This window comes from Wenjunlia tyrosinilytica (assembly GCF_014646055.1).
GTDB classification, from domain to species: domain Bacteria; phylum Actinomycetota; class Actinomycetes; order Streptomycetales; family Streptomycetaceae; genus Wenjunlia; species Wenjunlia tyrosinilytica.
The window spans coordinates 47,152-66,829 of record NZ_BMMS01000008.1 but is presented as its reverse complement, the minus strand read 5'-3'; the positions used below and the strand labels follow the sequence as shown (position 1 = coordinate 66,829).

Annotated in this window: 16 protein-coding genes, 2 tRNA genes and 1 pseudogene; 14 read left to right on the top strand and 5 right to left on the bottom strand. The window is 70.0% G+C overall.

Going from position 1 to position 19,678, the window contains the following annotated elements; translation table 11 throughout:
- Window positions 1-801: 801 nt before the first annotated feature.
- The 10 genes from dnaN (at window position 802) to IEY86_RS10805 (ending at window position 12,396) form a co-directional block, all read left to right on the top strand.
- The gene (gene dnaN / locus IEY86_RS10850) at window positions 802-1,932 is read left to right on the top strand and encodes a DNA polymerase III subunit beta (protein ID WP_189131374.1); all 1,131 of its coding nucleotides are present in this window, start codon (window positions 802-804) and stop codon (window positions 1,930-1,932) included.
- A gap of 97 nt (window positions 1,933-2,029) precedes the next feature.
- Window positions 2,030-3,004, top strand: coding sequence for a phosphogluconate dehydrogenase (NAD(+)-dependent, decarboxylating) (gnd, locus tag IEY86_RS10845; protein WP_265804289.1), 975 nt, complete (start codon window positions 2,030-2,032; stop codon window positions 3,002-3,004).
- Between the two features lie 54 nt (window positions 3,005-3,058).
- On the top strand, window positions 3,059-4,183 hold the full coding sequence (gene recF / locus IEY86_RS10840) for a DNA replication/repair protein RecF (protein ID WP_189131372.1): 1,125 nt from the start codon (window positions 3,059-3,061) through the stop codon (window positions 4,181-4,183).
- Window positions 4,184-4,296: 113 nt separating this feature from the next.
- Window positions 4,297-4,821: a DciA family protein gene (locus IEY86_RS10835; RefSeq protein WP_229698341.1), complete on the top strand. Its 525-nt coding sequence runs from the start codon at window positions 4,297-4,299 to the stop codon at window positions 4,819-4,821.
- A gap of 268 nt (window positions 4,822-5,089) precedes the next feature.
- Window positions 5,090-7,156, top strand: coding sequence for a DNA topoisomerase (ATP-hydrolyzing) subunit B (gene gyrB, locus IEY86_RS10830; RefSeq protein WP_189131370.1), 2,067 nt, complete (start codon window positions 5,090-5,092; stop codon window positions 7,154-7,156).
- 70 nt (window positions 7,157-7,226) lie between these two features.
- Window positions 7,227-9,833 (top strand): DNA gyrase subunit A, encoded by a 2,607-nt coding sequence (gene gyrA, locus IEY86_RS10825; protein ID WP_308425126.1) that lies wholly within the window; start codon window positions 7,227-7,229, stop codon window positions 9,831-9,833.
- Between the two features lie 2 nt (window positions 9,834-9,835).
- Entirely contained in the window at window positions 9,836-10,450 is a 615-nt protein-coding gene (locus IEY86_RS10820; RefSeq protein WP_189131369.1) for a DUF3566 domain-containing protein, read from the top strand.
- An 80-nt stretch (window positions 10,451-10,530) separates the two neighbouring features.
- Window positions 10,531-10,604, top strand: a tRNA-Ile gene (locus IEY86_RS10815).
- 186 nt (window positions 10,605-10,790) lie between these two features.
- Window positions 10,791-10,931: a DLW-39 family protein gene (locus tag IEY86_RS10810; protein WP_189131368.1), complete on the top strand. Its 141-nt coding sequence runs from the start codon at window positions 10,791-10,793 to the stop codon at window positions 10,929-10,931.
- Between the two features lie 112 nt (window positions 10,932-11,043).
- The gene (locus tag IEY86_RS10805) at window positions 11,044-12,396 is read left to right on the top strand and encodes a hypothetical protein (protein ID WP_189131367.1); all 1,353 of its coding nucleotides are present in this window, start codon (window positions 11,044-11,046) and stop codon (window positions 12,394-12,396) included.
- A gap of 39 nt (window positions 12,397-12,435) precedes the next feature.
- Here the strand turns inward: IEY86_RS10805 and IEY86_RS10800 are convergent, their stop codons facing one another.
- Both IEY86_RS10800 and IEY86_RS38615 read right to left on the bottom strand, forming a co-directional pair.
- A complete protein-coding gene (locus IEY86_RS10800) occupies window positions 12,436-13,836 on the bottom strand; it encodes a serine/threonine-protein kinase (RefSeq protein ID WP_189131366.1) in 1,401 nt (466 codons plus the stop codon).
- Between the two features lie 27 nt (window positions 13,837-13,863).
- Window positions 13,864-13,944, bottom strand: a pseudogene (locus IEY86_RS38615) (DNA-binding protein); the annotation flags it as partial.
- Window positions 13,945-14,128: 184 nt separating this feature from the next.
- Here IEY86_RS38615 and IEY86_RS10795 point away from each other — a divergent pair.
- Window positions 14,129-14,201 (top strand) — tRNA-Ala (locus IEY86_RS10795).
- A 63-nt stretch (window positions 14,202-14,264) separates the two neighbouring features.
- Here the strand turns inward: IEY86_RS10795 and IEY86_RS10790 are convergent.
- On the bottom strand, window positions 14,265-15,026 hold the full coding sequence (locus IEY86_RS10790; RefSeq protein WP_189131365.1) for an SDR family oxidoreductase: 762 nt from the start codon (window positions 15,024-15,026) through the stop codon (window positions 14,265-14,267).
- A 417-nt stretch (window positions 15,027-15,443) separates the two neighbouring features.
- Window positions 15,444-16,178 (bottom strand): DUF5324 family protein, encoded by a 735-nt coding sequence (locus IEY86_RS10785; RefSeq protein ID WP_373286992.1) that lies wholly within the window; start codon window positions 16,176-16,178, stop codon window positions 15,444-15,446.
- 300 nt (window positions 16,179-16,478) lie between these two features.
- On the opposite strand from IEY86_RS10785, the gene IEY86_RS10780 reads away from it, so the two are divergent.
- On the top strand, window positions 16,479-17,009 hold the full coding sequence (locus IEY86_RS10780) for a peptidylprolyl isomerase (RefSeq protein ID WP_189131364.1): 531 nt from the start codon (window positions 16,479-16,481) through the stop codon (window positions 17,007-17,009).
- Between the two features lie 266 nt (window positions 17,010-17,275).
- Window positions 17,276-18,151: a rhomboid family intramembrane serine protease gene (locus IEY86_RS10775; RefSeq protein ID WP_189131363.1), complete on the top strand. Its 876-nt coding sequence runs from the start codon at window positions 17,276-17,278 to the stop codon at window positions 18,149-18,151.
- A 394-nt stretch (window positions 18,152-18,545) separates the two neighbouring features.
- On the opposite strand, the gene crgA is transcribed toward IEY86_RS10775, so the two are convergent.
- On the bottom strand, window positions 18,546-18,800 hold the full coding sequence (crgA, locus tag IEY86_RS10770) for a cell division protein CrgA (protein WP_189131362.1): 255 nt from the start codon (window positions 18,798-18,800) through the stop codon (window positions 18,546-18,548).
- A gap of 194 nt (window positions 18,801-18,994) precedes the next feature.
- On the opposite strand from crgA, the gene IEY86_RS10765 reads away from it, so the two are divergent.
- The gene (locus IEY86_RS10765) at window positions 18,995-19,678 is read left to right on the top strand and encodes a DUF881 domain-containing protein (RefSeq protein WP_189131514.1); all 684 of its coding nucleotides are present in this window, start codon (window positions 18,995-18,997) and stop codon (window positions 19,676-19,678) included.

Here is a 19,678-nt window from a genome sequence, read left to right as displayed (position 1 = left end):
CGGCCGCATTTCCCTCGAGGGGCGTCCGCGGGCCTTCTTCCGCATGACCCCCAAGAGGCAGCTATTCGAACAGAAAGCGGCGCCGGGGGACCTTTCCACAGGCTCGGGGGTTTTCCCCCGTCCACACCCTGGGGACGCCGGAGTTGTCCAGATGGCCCTCCACAGGAGCGGTGTACGGGAGGATGTCCTCGCAGGTGGGGAGCCTGTGGAATTGTGGTCAACCGTCGTCCACAGCCTGTGGACAGCCGAATGGCCCACGAGCGGCGAGCGGGGTTGTCCACGGGTTACCCACAGCCAACTCCCTGTTGTACACAGGGTTTCCACACCCTTGTCCACTGTTCGGCAACATCGGAAGCCCTCTCACCGTGTCGAGTGAAAGCCGTCACACCAGGGCGTGGATTGGGGTGGGGAAAACAGGGGTAGAACCTGGGGATCACTCTGGGGACAACCAGGGCTTGCCTGGGGATGGGTGTGGACAGTGCTGCGGCCGTCCACAGACCCACCGGGTTATCCACTGCCTCCACCCACAGGCCCGGTGGATAAAAAAGTGGCCCTGACCTGCGGGGACATGGGTTATCCACGGTATCCACAACCCCTATTACTACGACTACGTAGAGATACCGGGGAGCTGGATTCGAAGCCTGGGCTGTGGACAGCTGTGGATCGAGCGAGCCGGGACCGGACCGCATCGCTTCGGACCAACCTGCACACGCTGTCGGCGCGGTACGTCAGACTGTCCTCGGCACGACAGCCACGACAGCAGCAGGCAAACGACAGCAGCAACAGCAGGAGGCGGTTCCGGTGAAGCTCCGGGTGGAGCGAGATGTCCTCGCGGAGGCAGTGGCCTGGGCAGCCCGCAGTCTTCCGGCCCGTCCGCCGGTGCCGGTCCTGGCAGGTCTGCTGCTGAGGGCCCAGCACGGTGCCCTCAGCCTTTCCGGCTTCGACTACGAGGTCTCGGCCCGTGTCGAGATCGAGGCGGACGTCGAGGACGAGGGCACGGTCCTGGTCTCGGGCCGCCTGCTCGCCGACATCTCACGCGCGCTCCCCAACAGCCCTGTGGAGATCTCCACCGACGGCTCGCGGGTCAATGTGCACTGCGGCACCTCGCGGTTCGCGCTGCACACACTGCCTGTGGACGAGTACCCGGCGCTGCCCGCCATGCCCACGGCTTCCGGCAGCGTCCCCGGTGACGTCTTCGCCGCCGCCGTCTCCCAGGTGGCCATCGCCGCCGGGCGCGACGACACCCTGCCGGTCCTGACCGGTGTGCGGATCGAGATCGAGGGCGACACGGTCACCCTGGCCGCCACCGACCGCTACCGCTTCGCGGTCCGCGAGTTCACGTGGAAGCCGGAGACCGCGGACATGTCCGCCGTCGCGCTGGTCCCGGCCAAGACCCTCCTCGACACCGCCAAGTCGCTCACGAGCGGTGACACCGTCAGCCTGGCGCTGTCCGGCAGCGGTGCCGGCGAGGGCCTGATCGGTTTCGAGGGCGCCGGGCGCCGCACGACGACGCGGCTGCTCGAGGGCGACCTGCCGAAGTACCAGAAGCTCTTCCCGACGGAGTTCACCTCCGTCGCGGTGATCGAGACCGCGCCGTTCGTCGAGGCGGTCAAGCGTGTGTCGCTGGTGGCCGAGCGGAACACCCCGGTGCGCCTGCGGGTCGAGGAGGGTGTGCTGACGCTGGAGGCGGGCTCGAGCGACGACGCCCAGGCTTCGGAGCGGATCGACGCCCGGCTCGAGGGCGAGGGCGGCCCGCTCGCCTTCAACCCCACGTTCCTGCTGGACGCCCTGAGCGCCATCGCCTCCCCGGTCGCGCAGCTGTCGTTCACCACCCCGACCAAGCCGGCGCTGCTCAGCGGCCGCCCGGCGCTGGACGTGGAGGCGGACGAGAGCTACCGCCACCTGATCATGCCGGTGCGGCTGAGCGGATGATCTCCCTCCTCGGGGCCCGCGGTGGATCACGGGCCCTGAGGGAAGGCGCCCCCGGGGAGGGTGCTCCGAGCAGGGGCGCCCCTGAAGGGAAGGCGCCCTGGGGGAAGGCGAGGGACGGCGGACCGCTTCGCCGGTCGGCCGACGTAGGCTCGAAGCCCGATCAGCTACGGCGACAAGTGAAGGATCTGTGATGGAGCTCGGTCTCATCGGTCTCGGCAAGATGGGCGGCAACATGCGCGAGCGCATCCGCCGCGCGGGCCACACCGTCATCGGCTACGACCGGAACGCGGACCTCGCCGATGTCCACAGCCTCAAGGACCTTGTGGACGGCCTGAAGGCTCCCCGCGTGGTCTGGGTCATGGTCCCCGCCGGCGAGGCCACCCAGGCCACCGTCGAGGAGCTCGCCGAGCTGCTCTCGCCCGGTGACGTGGTCGTGGACGGCGGCAACTCCCGCTGGACGGACGACGAGAAGCACGCCGAGCTGCTGAAGGCCAAGGGCATCGGCTTCGTCGACTGCGGTGTCTCCGGCGGTGTGTGGGGCCTGGAGAACGGCTACGCGCTGATGTACGGCGGCGAGCCCGAGGACGTCGCCAAGGTGCAGCCGGTCTTCGACGCGCTCAAGCCCGAGGGTGCCTTCGGCTCGGTGCACGCGGGCAAGGTCGGCGCCGGCCACTTCGCGAAGATGGTCCACAACGGCATCGAGTACGGCATGATGCAGGCCTTCGCCGAGGGCTGGGAGCTCCTCGAGGCCGCGCCCGCCGTCACCGACGTGCGCGAGGTCTTCCGCTCCTGGCAGGAGGGCACGGTCATCCGCTCCTGGCTGCTCGACCTGGCCGTCCGCGCCCTCGACGACGACGAGCACCTGGAGAAGCTGCGCGGCTGGGCCGCGGACTCCGGCGAGGGCCGCTGGACCGTGGAGGCGGCGATCGACCACGCCGTTCCGCTGCCCGCGATCACCGCGTCGCTGTTCGCGCGGTTCTCCTCGCGCCAGGACGACTCCCCGCAGATGAAGATGATCGCCGCGCTGCGCAACCAGTTCGGCGGCCACGCCGTCGAGGCTTCCAAGAAGTAGTCCCAACAGCCGCGCGAGCGGCTCAAGCAGCCCTGGAAAGCAGCTCGGAAGCCCATGCACGTAGCGCATCTGTCGCTCGCCGATTTCCGGTCCTACGCCCGGGTCGAGGTCCCCCTCGACCCGGGCGTGACCACCTTTGTCGGTCCCAACGGCCAGGGCAAGACGAACCTCGTCGAGGCGATCGGCTATCTGGCGACGCTGGGCAGCCACCGGGTGGCCGGTGACGCCCCGCTGGTGCGGCAGGGCGCCGAGCGCGCGATCGTGCGGGCGGCCGTGGTCCAGGGCGAGCGGCAGCAACTGGTGGAGCTGGAGATCAACCCCGGCCGGGCCAACCGCGCCAGGATCAACCGCTCGTCGCAGGTGCGCCCCCGCGATGTCCTGGGGATCGTGCGGACGGTGCTGTTCGCGCCCGAGGACCTGGCGCTGGTCAAGGGGGATCCGGGGGAGCGCCGCCGGTTCCTGGACGAGCTGGTCACCACCCGTTCCCCGCGGATGGCGGGCGTGCGCCAGGACTACGATCGGGTGCTCAAGCAGCGCAACGCCCTGCTGAAGTCCGCGGCCACGGCCCGTCGCGGCAGCGGCCGGGTGGACCTGTCGACGCTGGACGTGTGGGACCAGCATCTGGCGCGCGCCGGCGCGCAGTTGCTGGCGGCGCGGCTGGATCTCGTGGCGGCGCTGCACCCGTTGGTGGACAAGGCGTACGAGCAGCTGGCGCCGGGCGGCGGGCCCACGGCGCTGGAGTACCGCGCTTCGATGGGGCCGATGGCCGCGGCCGGTCCCGAGCAGTTGGCGCAGGCGCTGCTGGGCGCCCTGGGCGAGGCGCGCAAGCAGGAACTGGAGCGGGGGATCACGCTGGTGGGCCCGCACCGGGACGATCTGGTGCTGAAGCTGGGCGAGTTGCCCGCGAAGGGCTACGCCAGCCATGGGGAGTCGTGGTCGTACGCCCTGGCGCTGCGGATCGCTTCGTTCGAGTTGCTGCGCGCCGACGGCGCCGAGCCGGTGCTGGTCCTCGACGACGTGTTCGCCGAGCTGGACGCCTCGCGGCGCAGGCGCCTGGCGGAGCTGGTGGCTCCCGGTGAGCAGGTGCTGGTGACGGCGGCGGTGGACGAGGACGTTCCCGCGGTGCTGGCGGGGGCGCGTTTCTCGGTGTCGGACGGGACCGCGGTGAGGGCGTCGTGACCGGCCCCGGCAGAGGCGGCCCGGACAGAGGGGGCCCCGACAGGACCGGCCCCGAGCGGCGGCCGGACTCGGGCAAGGAGCCGGACTCGGGCAAGGAGGGCGCCGCTCCCGAGGTGCCCGGTCCTGATCCGTCGGCCCCTGGCCTGTCCGGGGTGGATCTGGCGCGGGTGGCGCTGCGCGCGGCGCGTGAGCAGGCCAAGGCCCGCGGTGAAGAGGTCAGGAAGAAGAAGCAGGCCAGGCGCGGGGGCCTGCGCAGCGGTGCGAGGGCGGACGGCAGGGATCCGCTGCCGCTGGGCGCCGCGGTGCACCGGCTGATCACCGAGCGCGGGTGGGAGACACCGGCGGCGGTCGGCGGGGTGATGGGCCGGTGGCCCCAGCTGGTGGGGCCGGAGGTGGCGCAGCACTGCGAGCCGAAGTCCTACGACGAGGACGAGCGGGTGCTGACCGTTCAGTGCGATTCGACGGCGTGGGCGACGCAGCTGCGGCTGCTGGCTCCGCAGCTGGTGGCGCGGCTGAACGCGGATCTGGGCCATGGCACCGTGAAGTTGATCAAGGTTTTGGGGCCGATGGGGCCTCCGCGTCCCAGGGGGCGGCTGAGGGCTCCGGGGAGCAAGGGGCCGGGGGACACCTATGGGTAGGGCGTACCAGGTGACCGCCCGGTAACGAGGGGTGCGCGGGCATCGCGGAGGGTGCTCATCCGGAAGCCTTCAGCGCCTATGTGAGCCTCTTGTCGCCTGGGTCCGCGTGTAGGGAGTCAGGCGGAGGCGGTTCAGAGCGGCACATGCGCATTCAGGTACCGCCAAAGCCCCATCCATGTCGGTGCTACCGGTAGACTGGGACGCACACCGCCGCTTGCGGACCATGTGTCGAACGACGCGGCTGCTCCCGCTCTCTCGGGAGCAGCCCGTGCTGTGCCAGAAAGGGCGCTTCGTGGCCGATTCCGGCAACCCCAACGAGAACAACCCCTCCAATACCCCCGCCGACGAGCTCGTCGAAGAGGTCCTCGCGGCCGCTGCGGCGGCCGGCCAGCGGTCGTACGACGCCAGTGCGATCCAGGTCCTCGAAGGCCTGGACGCGGTACGCAAGCGCCCCGGCATGTACATCGGCTCGACCGGTGAGCGTGGCCTTCATCACCTCGTGCAAGAGGTGGTCGACAACTCGGTCGACGAGGCGCTGGCCGGGCACGCCGACCGGATCGAGGTGACGATCCTGCCGGACGGCGGTGTGCGCGTGATCGACAACGGTCGCGGCATCCCCGTGGACATCGTTCCCGCGCAGGGCAAGCCGGCCGTCGAGGTCGTGCTCACCGTGCTGCACGCGGGCGGCAAGTTCGGCGGCGGCGGCTACGCCGTCTCCGGCGGTCTGCACGGTGTGGGTGTCTCGGTCGTCAACGCGCTGTCGACGCGGCTGTCGGTCGAGGTCAAGCGCGAGGGCTTCCGCTGGTCGCAGGACTACAAGCTGGGTGTGCCGACGGCGCCCCTGGCCAAGAACGAGCAGGTCGAGACGACGGGCACCACGGTCACCTTCTGGGCCGACCCGGACGTCTTCGAGACCACGGAGTACTCCTTCGAGACGCTGTCGCGGCGCTTCCAGGAGATGGCGTTCCTGAACAAGGGCCTGGCCATCTCGCTGACGGACGAGCGCCCCCAGCACGCGAACCCGGAGGACGGTTCCCCGCTGTCGGTGACGTACCACTACGAGGGCGGCATCGTCGACTTCGTGAAGTACCTGAACTCGCGCAAGGGCGAGGTCGTCCACCCCACGGTGATCGACTTCGAGGCCGAGGACACCGCCAGGCACATCTCGGTCGAGATCGCGATGCAGTGGAACACCCAGTACTCGGAGGGTGTCTACTCCTTCGCGAACACGATCCACACGCACGAGGGCGGTACCCACGAGGAGGGCTTCCGCTCGGCGCTGACCTTCCTGGTGAACAAGTACGCCCGCGAGAAGAAGCTCCTGCGTGAGAAGGACGACAACCTCACGGGTGAGGACATCCGCGAGGGCCTCACCGCGATCATCTCGGTGAAGCTGAGCGAGCCGCAGTTCGAGGGCCAGACCAAGACCAAGCTGGGCAACACGGAGGCGAAGACCTTCGTGCAGAAGGTCGCCAACGAGCACATCGCGGACTGGCTGGACCGCAATCCCAACGAGGCCGCGGACATCATCCGCAAGTCGATCCAGGCGGCGACGGCCCGGGTGGCGGCGCGCAAGGCCCGCGACCTGACCCGCCGCAAGGGCCTGCTGGAGACGGCCTCGCTGCCGGGCAAGCTCAGCGACTGCCAGAGCAACGACCCGTCCAAGTGCGAGATCTTCATCGTGGAGGGCGACTCCGCGGGCGGCTCGGCGAAGTCCGGCCGCAACCCGCAGTACCAGGCGATCCTGCCGATCCGCGGAAAGATCCTCAACGTGGAGAAGGCCCGGATCGACAAGATCCTCCAGAACACGGAGATCCAAGCGCTGATCTCGGCGTTCGGCACCGGTGTCCACGAGGACTTCGACATCGCGCGCCTGCGCTATCACAAGATCATTCTGATGGCGGACGCCGACGTCGACGGCCAGCACATCAGCACCCTGCTGCTGACCTTCCTCTTCCGCTTCATGCGGCCGCTGGTGGAGGCGGGGCACGTGTACCTGTCGCGTCCGCCGCTGTACAAGATCAAGTGGGGCCGGGACGACTTCGAGTACGCCTACTCCGACCGGGAACGCGACGCCCTGATCGAGCTCGGCCGCCAGCAGGGCAAGCGCATCAAGGACGACTCCATCCAGCGCTTCAAGGGTCTGGGTGAGATGAACGCCGAGGAGCTGCGCGTCACCACCATGGACATCGAGCACCGTGTCCTGGGCCAGGTCACCCTGGACGACGCGGCGCAGGCGGACGACCTGTTCTCGGTGCTGATGGGCGAGGACGTGGAGGCACGGCGCTCGTTCATCCAGCGCAACGCCAAGGACGTCCGCTTCCTGGACATCTGAGCCGCCGCAGACCTCCGGCCCGCACATCGCAGTCCGTGTGGGCTGCACTCCGAAAGGACCTTGACCAGCGATGGTCGATCAGACTCCCCCGAACGACGGCGACCCGACCGAGGGCGGCCCGACGCTCCCCGCAGGCGAGGGCGAGACCGGTCTCCGTGTGGAGGCCGTCGGCCTCGAGACGGAGATGCAGCGCTCGTACCTCGACTACGCGATGAGCGTGATCGTCTCGCGTGCGCTGCCCGATGTGCGCGACGGCCTCAAGCCGGTGCACCGCCGGGTGCTGTACGCGATGTACGACGGCGGGTACCGGCCCGACCGCGGCTTCTACAAGTGCGCCCGCGTCGTCGGCGACGTCATGGGTACCTACCACCCGCACGGCGACGCCTCGATCTACGACGCCCTGGTGCGCCTGGCGCAGCCGTGGTCGATGCGGATGCCGCTGGTCGACAGCAACGGCAACTTCGGCTCCCCGGGCAACGACCCGGCGGCCGCCATGCGGTACACCGAGTGCCGGATGGCGCCGCTGTCGATGGAGATGGTCCGGGACATCGACGAGGAGACCGTCGACTTCCAGGACAACTACGACGGCCGCAACCAGGAGCCGACGGTCCTGCCGGCCCGTATCCCCAACCTGCTGATCAACGGCTCCGCCGGTATCGCGGTCGGTATGGCCACCAACATCCCGCCGCACAACCTGCGGGAGGTGGCCGCGGGCGCCCAGTGGTACCTGGACAACCCCGAGGCGTCCAACGAGGAACTGCTCGAGGCGCTGATCGAGCGGATCAAGGGCCCCGACTTCCCGACCGGTGCCCTGGTCGTGGGCCGCCGAGGCATCGAGGAGGCGTACCGGACCGGGCGCGGCTCGATCACCATGCGGGCGGTCGTCGAGGTCGAGGAGATCCAGAACCGCCAGTGCCTGGTGGTCACCGAGCTGCCCTACCAGGTCAACCCGGACAACCTCGCGCAGAAGATCGCCGACCTGGTGAAGGACGGCAAGGTCGGCGGGATCGCGGATGTCCGCGACGAGAGCTCCTCGCGTACCGGCCAGCGGCTGGTCATCGTCCTCAAGCGGGACGCGGTCGCCAAGGTCGTGCTGAACAACCTCTACAAGCACACCGACCTGCAGACCAACTTCGGCGCGAACATGCTGGCGCTGGTCGACGGTGTGCCGCGCACGCTGTCCCTGGACGCGTTCGTGCGCAACTGGGTCACGCACCAGGTCGAGGTCATCGTCCGCCGCACGACGTTCCGGCTGCGCAAGGCCGAGGAGCGCGCGCACATCCTGCGCGGTCTGCTGAAGGCGCTCGACGCCATCGACGAGGTCATCGCGCTGATCCGGCGGTCCGAGACCGTCGAGGTCGCCCGCACCGGCCTGATGGGCCTGCTGGTGATCGACGAGATCCAGGCCAACGCGATCCTGGAGATGCAGCTGCGCCGCCTGGCCGCCCTTGAGCGGCAGAAGATCCAGGCCGAGCACGACGAACTCCAGCGCAAGATCAACGAGTACAACGAGATCCTCGCCTCCCCCGTGCGCCAGCGCGGGATCATCAGCGAGGAGCTGGCGGCGATCGTCGAGCGGTTCGGCGACGACCGGCGCAGCCAGCTCATCCCGTTCGACGGCGACATGTCCATCGAGGACCTCATCGCCGAGGAGGACATCGTCGTCACGATCACGCGCGGCGGCTATGTCAAGCGGACCAAGACCGAGCACTACCGGTCGCAGAAGCGCGGCGGCAAGGGTGTGCGGGGCACGCAGCTCAAGCAGGACGACATCGTCGACCACTTCTTCGTGTCCACGACGCACCACTGGCTGCTGTTCTTCACCAACAAGGGCCGGGTGTACCGGGCGAAGGCGTACGAGCTCCCCGACGCGGGGCGCGACGCCCGCGGGCAGCACGTGGCGAACCTGCTGGCGTTCCAGCCGGACGAGTCGATCGCCCAGATCCTGGCGGTGCGCGACTACGAGGCCGCGCCCTACCTGGTCCTGGCCACCAAGGCGGGCCTGGTGAAGAAGACCCCGCTGAAGGACTACGACTCCCCGCGCTCCGGCGGTGTGATCGCGATCAACCTGCGGTCCGCCGAAGGTGACAAGGGCGACGAGCTGATCGGCGCCGAGCTGGTCTGCGCGGACGACGACCTCCTGCTGGTCAGCAAGAAGGCGCAGTCGATCCGGTTCACGGCGACGGACGAGTCGCTGCGCCCGATGGGCCGTGCCACTTCGGGTGTGAAGGGCATGAGTTTCCGCGAGGGCGACGAACTCCTCTCGATGAATGTGGTCCGGCCCGGTACGTTCGTGTTCACCGCCACCGACGGCGGGTACGCGAAGCGGACGAGTGTGGACGAATACCGGGTGCAGGGGCGGGGCGGCCTTGGGATCAAGGCGGCCAAGCTCGTCGAGGACCGAGGCTCACTGGTCGGGGCGTTGGTGGTCGAGGAAACGGATGAGATCCTTGCCATCACGCTCGGCGGTGGTGTGATCCGGACACGGGTCAACGAGGTCCGGGAGACCAGCCGTGACACCATGGGTGTCCAACTGATCAACCTGGGCAAGCGCGATGCCGTCGTGGGCATCGCCCGCAATGCCGAGGCCGGCGCCGAGGCCGAAGAGGTCGTCGGGGAAGCGGTCGAAGGCGACGCGGAGGGCGCCGGGCAGGAGCCTGAGGAGCAGGAGGAGTAGTCGTGAGTGGAACCCAGGGTTCCGCGGGCGGCACGGGGCGGGCGGCGTACGCGCCGACTCATGGGGGCGACTCCGCAGGGACGCCGGCCGAAAGCCCCCGTCCGCAACCGCACCAGCCCCCGCAGGCCTACCAGCCGCCGGCCCAGCCGCCCGCCGCCTACGGCCCGCCCCAGGCGGGTCCGGCGGTGCCGGGCGACCCGGCGCAGGCCACCCGTCGCCCGCGTCCGGCGGCCCGCCCCGCGCCGCGCACCCGCAAGGCGCGGCTGAGGGTGGCCAAGGCCGACCCGTGGTCGGTGATGAAGGTCAGCTTCCTGCTGTCGATCGCGCTGGGCGTGTGCACGATCGTCGCGGTGGCGGTGCTGTGGATGGTGCTGGACGCGATCGGCGTGTTCGGCACGGTCGGCAAGACCATCAGCGAGGCGACCGGCTCGGGAACCGACGGCGGATTCGACCTCCAGGGGTTCCTGTCGCTGTCGCGCGTGATGATGTTCACGACGGTCATCGCCGTGATCGACGTGGTCCTCGCCACAGCCCTGGCGACGCTGGGCTCTTTCATCTACAACCTCTCGGCGGGCTTCGTGGGCGGTATCGAGCTCACACTGGCCGAGGACGAGTAGCCGCCCTCCGGGGGGGCGGGGGCAGTGGCCAATCGATTTGGGCGGCGGCCCCGCGGTGCGCTAATCTTTCGGTGCAGCGCGGGGCTATAGCTCAGACGGTTAGAGCGCTTCCCTGATAAGGAAGAGGCCACAGGTTCAAGTCCTGTTAGCCCCACACGGCACATGCGCCCCGGACTCATCGAGGTCCGGGGCGTTTGGCTTTCCGGGGCCGGGCGACAGGGTCCCCAGGTCACCGATTGATCTCGGCCGGTGTGTATCATCGGGCGCACGGAAGCATCCGTGCACAGCTTCGGATGCACCGGTGCTCAACTCCCAGATGTCTTGAGGAAGAGGTCGCGCGGTGAAGAAGTTTCTCCTGATCGCACTGGCGGCTGTCGCTGGTCTCTTCGTGTACCGCCAGATCCAGGCGGACCGTGCCGAGCAGGACCTGTGGACCGAGGCTACGGACTCCGTCCCGGCCGGTTCCGGCGTCCACTCCTGATCCGACGGCTTTCCGGGCCCCGATCGCCTCTGGCGGTCGGGGTCTCGCTGTTTCCGGACCGTGACGCGGTGCCGGTTGAGTTCGCCTGTGCACATTGGCTAGCTTCGCGCTGGTGGCGACGGCCGAGGGGGAGCGGGGAATCGGTGCGATGAAGCGCGCGAAGTGGGTCCGCACCGGTTCGGCGGTGGCCGCGGCGCTGTGGCTGGTGGCCGCCTGGCCGGGGAGCGCCCTGGCCGGGAGCGGGTCGTCCGTGCCCGCCTACCGGACGGCCGAGGGCGCGAAGAAGGTGGAGGGCGCCGAGAGCAGCGCCGACGGGCCGTCGTTGACGCCGGGGATCTACACGGACAGCATCGGGCGCGGCCAGAAGCTGTACTACAGCGTCGCCTTGGACGAGAAGTCCAATGCCTACCTGTCGGCGGTGGCCGCGCCGAGGCCCGGGGCCAGGGTCGCCTACGGCGACGGCGTCAAGGTCACGCTGGAGAGCACCGACAACACCTCGTGCGGCCAGGGTGGCGACCCCACCTTCGAGGCGGACCGGGCCGTGCGGCCGATCGCCGACTACGCGGCCAGGGAGATCGAGCAGGACGGGTCCTGCCAGGAGGCGGGGACGTACCTGCTCGCCGTGGAGCGCACCAGCGCCATCTCCTCCGACCAGGGCCGCTGGCCGATCGAGATCCGCTTCATGACGGAGCCCGGGGTGAAGGCGGGCACCTCCGGGCAGCCCGGCGAGGCCAGTTGGAGCAGCGCGACGCCGACCCCGCCGATCGGCGAGGCGAAGGTCCGCGAGGGCGGCACCGGTTTCAACGACGCGAGCGTTCTGGCGGCCGGGGTGTGGAAGGACCGGCTGTCGCCGGGAGAGACGCACTTCTTCGCGATTCCGGTCGACTGGGGCCAACAGCTTTTCGCCACCGCCGAGTTCGCCAACGCACCGGCCACCGGACATTCGGGCTTCTCCGCCCCGGGAGCGCGGATCGAGCTCTACAACAGCGCTCGCGGGCAGGTCATCGACGACAGCACGTCGTACACCGGCGAGCAGACGGTCCTGCGGTTCGGCACCGCTCCCGCCGCCTACGCCAACCGCTTCTCCGACCATGGGCGGGACGTCACGAGGATGCGCTTCGCCGGGCGGTACTACCTGGCGGTGAGCGTGCACCCGGACGTCGCCAGGCTCGTCAGGGGCAAGGTCCCGGTCACGCTCCGGCTGACTGTTCGCGGCAAGCGCCAGCAGGGGCCGACGTACATCGGTGACCCGGTGAAGGCCGGATTCGGCCTCAGCGGCGACGACGGGACGGGGACGAGCGGCGGCGGCGCGGGCAAGAAGCTGATCGGCTTCGCGGGGATCGGCGCCGGAACGGTGCTGGTGCTCTGCCTCGGCGGCTGGGCGCTGGTCTCCCGGCGCCGGGTGGCCGCCGACTCGGCGCCGCCGCGCGCAGGCGAGCAGTTCGGCCCGCCTCCGGCCTGGTAGAGCCGCCCGGAGGCCGACCGGGCCGCGAACGTCGGGCGCTCAGGCGGTGACCAGGGCCCAGACGCCCACGGCGAAGCACACGGCCGCGAGGAACAGGACCGGCACCACGACCTTCACCGGCGGCCCCGGACGCCGCTGTGCGGGCGTGTGAGCGGTGCGCTGACCGGGGACGGGCGGGACGGGCTCCGGGCCGGGGACGGCCGCGGACACGTGCCCCTGCGCCGGGACCGGGGCAGGAGCCGGTCCCTGGTGGTGGGGAGCCTGGTGGACGGGAGCCTGAGTGGCCCATGGCCGACCGGCCGGTTCCTGGTGGGCCGGTACGGACGGCTGCCGGTCGTGCACCTGTTGCGGGACCGCGGACGTCGGGGTCGGGGTCGGGGTCGCGGGCGGCGTCGGCGTCGGGGTCGGCGTCGGGGTCGGCGTCGGGGTGCCGCGCTCCGGCGGCGCGAGGACGAAGCTGCCCGTTGTGGACATCGACCCCTGGGCGCCACCGTCGGCCCGTGCGGCGTGGGATCCGCCCCCGTTGCCCCCCTGCGGCCGCCTCGGCGGCTCGGTCCGCACCGGCCCGTCCGGCCCGAACCCCTGCGGCAGCGGCCCGATGTGGTCGAGCACCTCGACCGACTCGTCCACGGCGGCAGGAGCGTCCGGCAGCACCTCCAGTGCCGCCGCGAGGGCCTTGCGGGTGCCCGTAGCGGTGCGGAACCGCCCGTCGGGGTCGGGGTTGAGGAGCGTGGCCACCACCTGCCACAGCGGATGCGGGACGCCCTTGGGGGCCGATGGGAAGCCGCCCGCCAGATAGGACGCCGTCAGCGCCTCCGAGTCCGGTTTTGCGCCCGTGAGCATGTACATCGCGACGACACCGACCGCGTACAGGTCCTGCGGGAAGTCCGGCTCGGCACCGCTGAGCTGCTCGGGCGCGAAGTATCCCGGCGTCCCCACCACGTAGTTGGTCTCGGTCAGCCGGGCGTCCCCGCTGCGCACCGAGATCCCGAAGTCGGACAGGCGAAGGTGCGGCCGACCGCGGCCGGTGGCCTCCAACAGCAGGTTGGCGGGCTTGATGTCGCGGTGCACCACCCCCTCGGCGTGCACGGCGGTCAGCCCGGCGAGCAGCTGGTCGAGAAGCGTGCCCACCAGCCGCGGCGGCAGCGACCCGTAGTCCCCGATCAGGTGCGCCAGTGAACCGCCGCGCACCAGGTCCATCGTGAACAGGACCTTCTCGTCGTCCGCCGCCCAGCTCGTCGGCGCCAGCACATGGGGGTGGTCGATGCGCAGGGCCTGCTCGCGGACGAACCGCAGCAGGGCGTGCGCGTCACGCTGAAGGAGGACCTTGGCGGCCGCGTACCGTCGGCGGCGGTGGTCCCAGGCCCGCCAGACCTCTCCCACTCCACCGCGCCCGATCGGGTCGACCAGCTCGTACCGACCGGCGAAGAGCTCACCCATTGCCCCGCGTCCCACCCAAGATCGTTGTCATTCCTGGTGCGCCTCGTCGTGCGCCACCGCGTCGTCGGTGCGCCCAGCGCCGTACACAGACAGGAACTCTGCCAGCTCCGGGTGCGCCGGGGCGAGGGTGTGGCCGCACGCACGAGCTCGTCGGCCGCCGTCGGCGACCGCGGAAGGGCCTGGATCTTGCGCACCACTGGATCTCCCGCACCACCCGACGCCGGTTTCTCGTTCGGCGCATGCCCCGCTACCCGGTACGCTTGTCTGCGGCGATCGTCGAGGCGGTCGCCGAGGGGCCTTAGCTCAGTTGGTAGAGCGCTGTCTTTGCATGGCAGATGTCAGGGGTTCGACTCCCCTAGGCTCCACCCCTTCTTCTACCGGTCTTCCACCGGCTTTTCGTCCGGCGTCCCGGGGACATCCCCGGCGCCTCACTCGCCCTTCAGGAACTGCGCGAACGTGCGCTTGCCGTCCGAGTGGGCCGGGGCGAGGTTCGCTCCCGCTCTCACCGCCTGGGAGATCCTGCCCGGCAGCGGAACGGGGACGATCGTGCGGCGGCGGCCGGTGGCCCTCAGATAGATACGGGCCAGCTCTCCCGTGGTGAGGATCTGCGGGCCGCCCATGTCCGGGACCCGTCCCTGCGGGACGCCGGAAAGGGTCAGCTCCGCCAGGCGGGCCGCGACCTCCTCGACCTCGATGGGCTGGAAGCGGAAGCCGGCAGCGACCGGCATCACCGGGGGGACCTTGGACAGCGCGGCGGCCGCCGACGCCACCAGGTCGTGGAACTGCGTGGCGCGCAGCACGGTCCAGGGCATGCCGCAGGCCCCGATCAGTTCCTCGACGCGCAGCTTGGCGCGGTAGTAGCCGAACGGGATGCGGTCCACGCCCACGATCGAGATGTACACCAGGTGCGGGTCGTCGCCTGAGCGCTTGGCGGCCGCGATGAGGTTGGCCGCCGCATCCACATCGCCGCGGGTGCCGCTCGCGCAGTGCACAACGGCCTCGACTCCCCGCAGGGCGCCGTCGAGACCGGAGCCGTCGCGCAGATCGCCGGTGCGCCAGTCGAACGGGGTGGCGTCCGGGGCCGGCCTTCGGCTGAGGACGCGGACGTCGCTTCCGGCGTCGAGCAGTTCCCGCACCAGGGGGCGGCCGAGGGTGCCGGTGCCACCGGTGACCAGGGTCGTCGGAGCCATGGGTCTCGCCTTCTTCTTCGGGGGCCGTCAGGGGCCGTCATGGGCCGTCGCAAGCTGTCGCAGGGAGGACGACGCAACCCGTGCGGATGTGACAGGACAGCCGGGCACCGCAGCCGGGACAGGACGGCTCGGACACGACGGCAGGGGCACCGCAGCCGGGACAGGACGGCTCGGACACGACGGCAGGGGCACCGCAGCCGGGACACGACAGCCGGGACACGACAGCCGGGACACGACAGCCGGGACACGACAGCCGGGACACGGCGGCTGGGCCGCGCAGCCGGGACAAGACGGCGGCGGAACGGGCCGGAGGCACCGCTCCGGACCGTCCCGCCGCCATGTGGCTCCCCCGTTGGCGATTGCCCGTCAGGGTTCTCCCGCCAGGGCGTTCACCTCGGGGTTTTCACAGTTTTCACATCAGGCCGGGGGCTTCTTCTTGCGGTCGTCGGCCTCGGCCTGCTTGGCCTGCACTTCCGGGTCGGGCACGACCGGCCCGGTGCCGTCCACGGAGTCGAACGTGGTGCGGCTGGAAGCACCGCCGCTGTATCGGTCGGAGACCTCGGTGGCCTCCGGCGCCTCGACCAGCCACTCCGGGTTGGTCTGCCGGTTCCACCACTTCCAGGCCGCGATACCGCCGCCCGCGACGAGCCCGATCACGACGAGGCGCTTGGCGGCGCGCCCGCGCCTGGCCCTGCGGCGGCGCTTGCGCACCGCCTTCTCGATCTCGGCGACGGACACCTGACCGCGCAGCGCGGCGACGGCGGCCGCCGTGCGGGCCACCGCCTCCTCGCGGACCGGCTCGGTGGCTGCGAGTGCGGTGCCGACGGCGTGCTCCACGCGGGGAACCGTGTAGTCGGCGGCTTGTCGGACGGTGGAGCGGGTGCGCTTGGCGGCTGTGTCCACGGCGTGCTCGACTCGTGGCGGCAGGGCGTCACGAGCCTGGTCGACGGCGGACGACACCTTGGGTGCCAGCCGCTGCCGTGCCTCGCCCGCGTACTGGACGGCCGTCTCCTTGGCCGTGCCCGCGTACGGAGCCACCACCTCGGCGGCGTGCCGCACGCTCTTCTTCGCCCGCGGCGCGAGCTGCTGGTACTTCTCCTCGGCCGCGGCACGCACGCCCGCGCTGTCCACGTAGTCAGCAAAGCGGGTCACGAGAACCTCCTCCTCGGTGGCGTACGGTTTATCGCCTTTCCACCCAGTAAAAGATCATGCCTCTCGGGGGGCCGCCGCAGCACGCCGGACTGGCCCGTATGCGTCCGGTATACATCCTTCTGGGAAGGGATGCCCGTGTATGCGGTACGTGCCTCCCCCGGTTCCTCCCCCCTCGACCATGCCACTTTTCCGCCGGTGCCACCCCCCGTTCGAGCGGCTACGCACCGCTGACGCGCTCGTGCGAGGATTTGTCGTTGTTCATGGATTCCGCTGACGCACGCAGAACGAGGAAGTGACATCGTGGCCGAGCAGCTGTACGCCACCATCAAGACCAACCACGGCGACATCGAGGTCCGGCTCCTGCCGAACCACGCCCCCAAGACGGTGGAGAACTTCGTCGGCCTCGCCGAGGGCACCAAGCAGTGGACGGACCCGACGACGGGCCGCCCGACCAACGCCCGCCTCTACGACGGCACGGTCTTCCACCGCGTCATCTCGGGCTTCATGATCCAGGGCGGCGACCCGCTGGGCAACGGCACCGGTGGCCCGGGCTACCAGTTCGGCGACGAGTTCCACCCCGACCTGTCGTTCAACCGCCCGTACCTGCTGGCCATGGCCAACGCCGGCCCGGGCACCAATGGCTCGCAGTTCTTCATCACCGTCAGCACCCCGGACTGGCTGAACCGCAAGCACAGCATCTTCGGTGAGGTCGTCGACCCGGCGAGCCAGCGGGTCGTGGACGAGATCGCCACCACCCCCACCAAGCGCGGGGACCGCCCCGTCAAGGACGTGGTCATCGACACCGTGACGGTCTCGCGTCGCGAGGGCTGACCGAGCCCCGGCACGGCCCACGGGAACATCGCGGCCGTCCCGTCCGTCCACGTCTAGAGGGCATCGGGTCTTGAGGGCATCGGGTCTTGAAGGCATCGGGTCTTGAAGGCATCGGGTCTTGAGGACATCAGGTCTTGAGGACATCGGGTCTTCGGGATATCGCATCTTCGGGACATCGAGTCTTCGGGACTTCGGAGACCTTCGAGGTCTTCGAGGTCCTGAGTGGGCGGGCGGGACCGCTCCGGCGGAGGAGGAACCGACAAGTCATGGACGGCGCACCCCAGGACGGCGTCCCGGCGACGCAGCAGACCTGCTACCGGCATCCGGGCCGCGAGGCGAACGTACGCTGCACCCGCTGCGAGCGCCCGGTCTGCCCCGAGTGCATGGTCAGCGCCTCCGTGGGCTTCCAGTGCCCGGAGTGCGTGAGCGCCGGCAGCGCCGGCGGCCGCGAGCCGCGCACCCGGTACGGCGGCCGCGTGGTGTCCGGCACCGCGGCGGTCACCAAGTCCCTGATCGCGGTCAACCTCGTCGTCTACCTGCTGGCGCACTTCCTCAGCGACAAGTTCGTGATCCCGCTGCAATTGGTCGGCGGCGGCTACTACGAGGGCCACAAGGTCGGCGTCGCGGAGGGGCCGGACCAGTGGTACCGGCTGGTCACGGCCATATTCACGCACCAGTCGCTGCCGCACCTGGCGCTGAACATGCTGTCGCTGTGGTGGATCGGCCCCCCGGTCGAGGCGGCGCTCGGCAGGATCCGCTTCCTCGCGCTCTATGTGCTGGCGGGGCTGGGCGGTTCGGCGCTGTCGTTCGTCTTCATGGGGCCGGGCGATGCCTCACTGGGCGCCTCCGGCGCGATCTTCGGCCTGCTCGGCGCGATCGGCGTCCTGGTCAAGCGGGTCGGCGGGGACATGCGGCCGATCGCCACCATCCTCGTGCTCAACCTGGTCTTCACCTTCGCCTGGGCGGGCATCGACTGGCGGGCGCACATCGGCGGCCTCGTCTTCGGCGCCGCCATCGCCTTCGGGATGACCCACGGACCACGTGAGCGGCGCACTCAGACGCAGGTCGTCACCTGTGCCCTCGCCGTCGCGGCGATCGTGGCCATGGTGTGCATCGGCGTCGCGGACTTCCCGGCGTTCTGACGTTATCCACAGAGGGTGTGGGATCTGCTGCACCCCGTTCCCCTCAGGTGTGTACAACCGCTCTGATGTGCGTTTTCCCAGCAGGATCAAGGGTTCGAGAGGGAGCGAGCCGTCGCCCTGCGGTCGTACCGGCGTCAACCCGCTGAAGGTTATCCACAGATCTTCCGACCTTTTCCCCATGTGGATAACGCTGTGGACAAACGAGCGGACGCCCCTCCGACCAGGGCTCACGCGTGCACTCACCGCGGTGGACGGCATGCGGAAGCCAACCCGGTGCCGAGATGCGCCGGGGCCGGAGGCCATCGGTCCGCGTAGTGCCCGGGAGCGATCCGGCCGTGAGCGGCGTCGCTCCCCGAAGTCCTTACGCGGTGCTGCTAGGTAGGACGGTGGGCGTCTACTTCCACTGCGTGGAGACGACGAAGCCGCCGGCGATGAAGCCGAATCCGGCGACGATGTTCCAGTTGCCCCACGCCTTGATCGGGAAGTCGCCGGTGGTCACGTAGAAGACGACGATCCAGGCGAGACCGATGAGGAAGAGCGCCAGCATCAGCGGCGCGATCCAGTTGCGGCTGCTGCCCAGCTTCACCCTCGCCTGCTTCTCCGGCGGCGGGGTGAAGTCGGCCTTCTTGCGGATCCGTGACTTCGGCACGAGGGGTTCTCCTGTCGATGCGCTGCGTGACCGCGCGGGCTGTCCAGTGTTCTGAGTGCCCTGAGGCGGCGGACAGGTAGCCGCGTGGCCTCCGGGCGTCCGTTAGCGTAGTGCTTCCTCGCGTCTTAAGGAGATAAGGGTACGTGCGCTTTCCTCGGGTTGTGCCCAGGCTGCTGACGGCAGGTGTCTTCGCGATGGCGGGACTGCTCTTCTGGATCAGCTTCGACACCGCCCAGGGGACGAATCTGCGCACCGACAACTCCATGCTGCGCCTGTCCGACCTCATCCAGGAGAAGAGCCGGCGCAACCAGCAGCTCGACAAGGACCTGTCCGCCGTCCACAAGCAGGTGGACAGGCTCGCCGGGCACGACGCCGGGACCAACGGCGCGGGCAAGCGGCTCGACGGGCTGCGCGGGAGGGCAGGAACGAAGAAGGTGACCGGCCCCGCCGTCTCCGTCACCCTCGCCGACGCCCCGCCGGACGCCGGCCCCCGCATACCCGGCGTCCCCGATCCCTCCCCCAACGACCTCGTGATCCACCAGCAGGACCTCCAGGCCGTCGTGAACGCCCTGTGGCGCGGAGGCGCCCAGGGGATCAAGGTCATGGACCAGCGGCTGATCTCCACCAGCGCGGTGCGCTGTGTCGGCAACACCCTCATCCTTCAGGGCCGGGTCTACTCCCCTCCCTACACCGTTACCGCGGTCGGCGACCGGGCGGCGCTGCGCCGGTCCCTCGACAAGGACCCCTCCATCGAGAACTACCTCCAGTACGTGCAGGCCTACGGGCTCGGCTGGAAAGTCCAGGAGCGCAAGCGGGTGACTCTTCCCGGCTACTCGGGCACAGTGGATCTCCACTACGCGGCACCCGCCGAGCGCTAG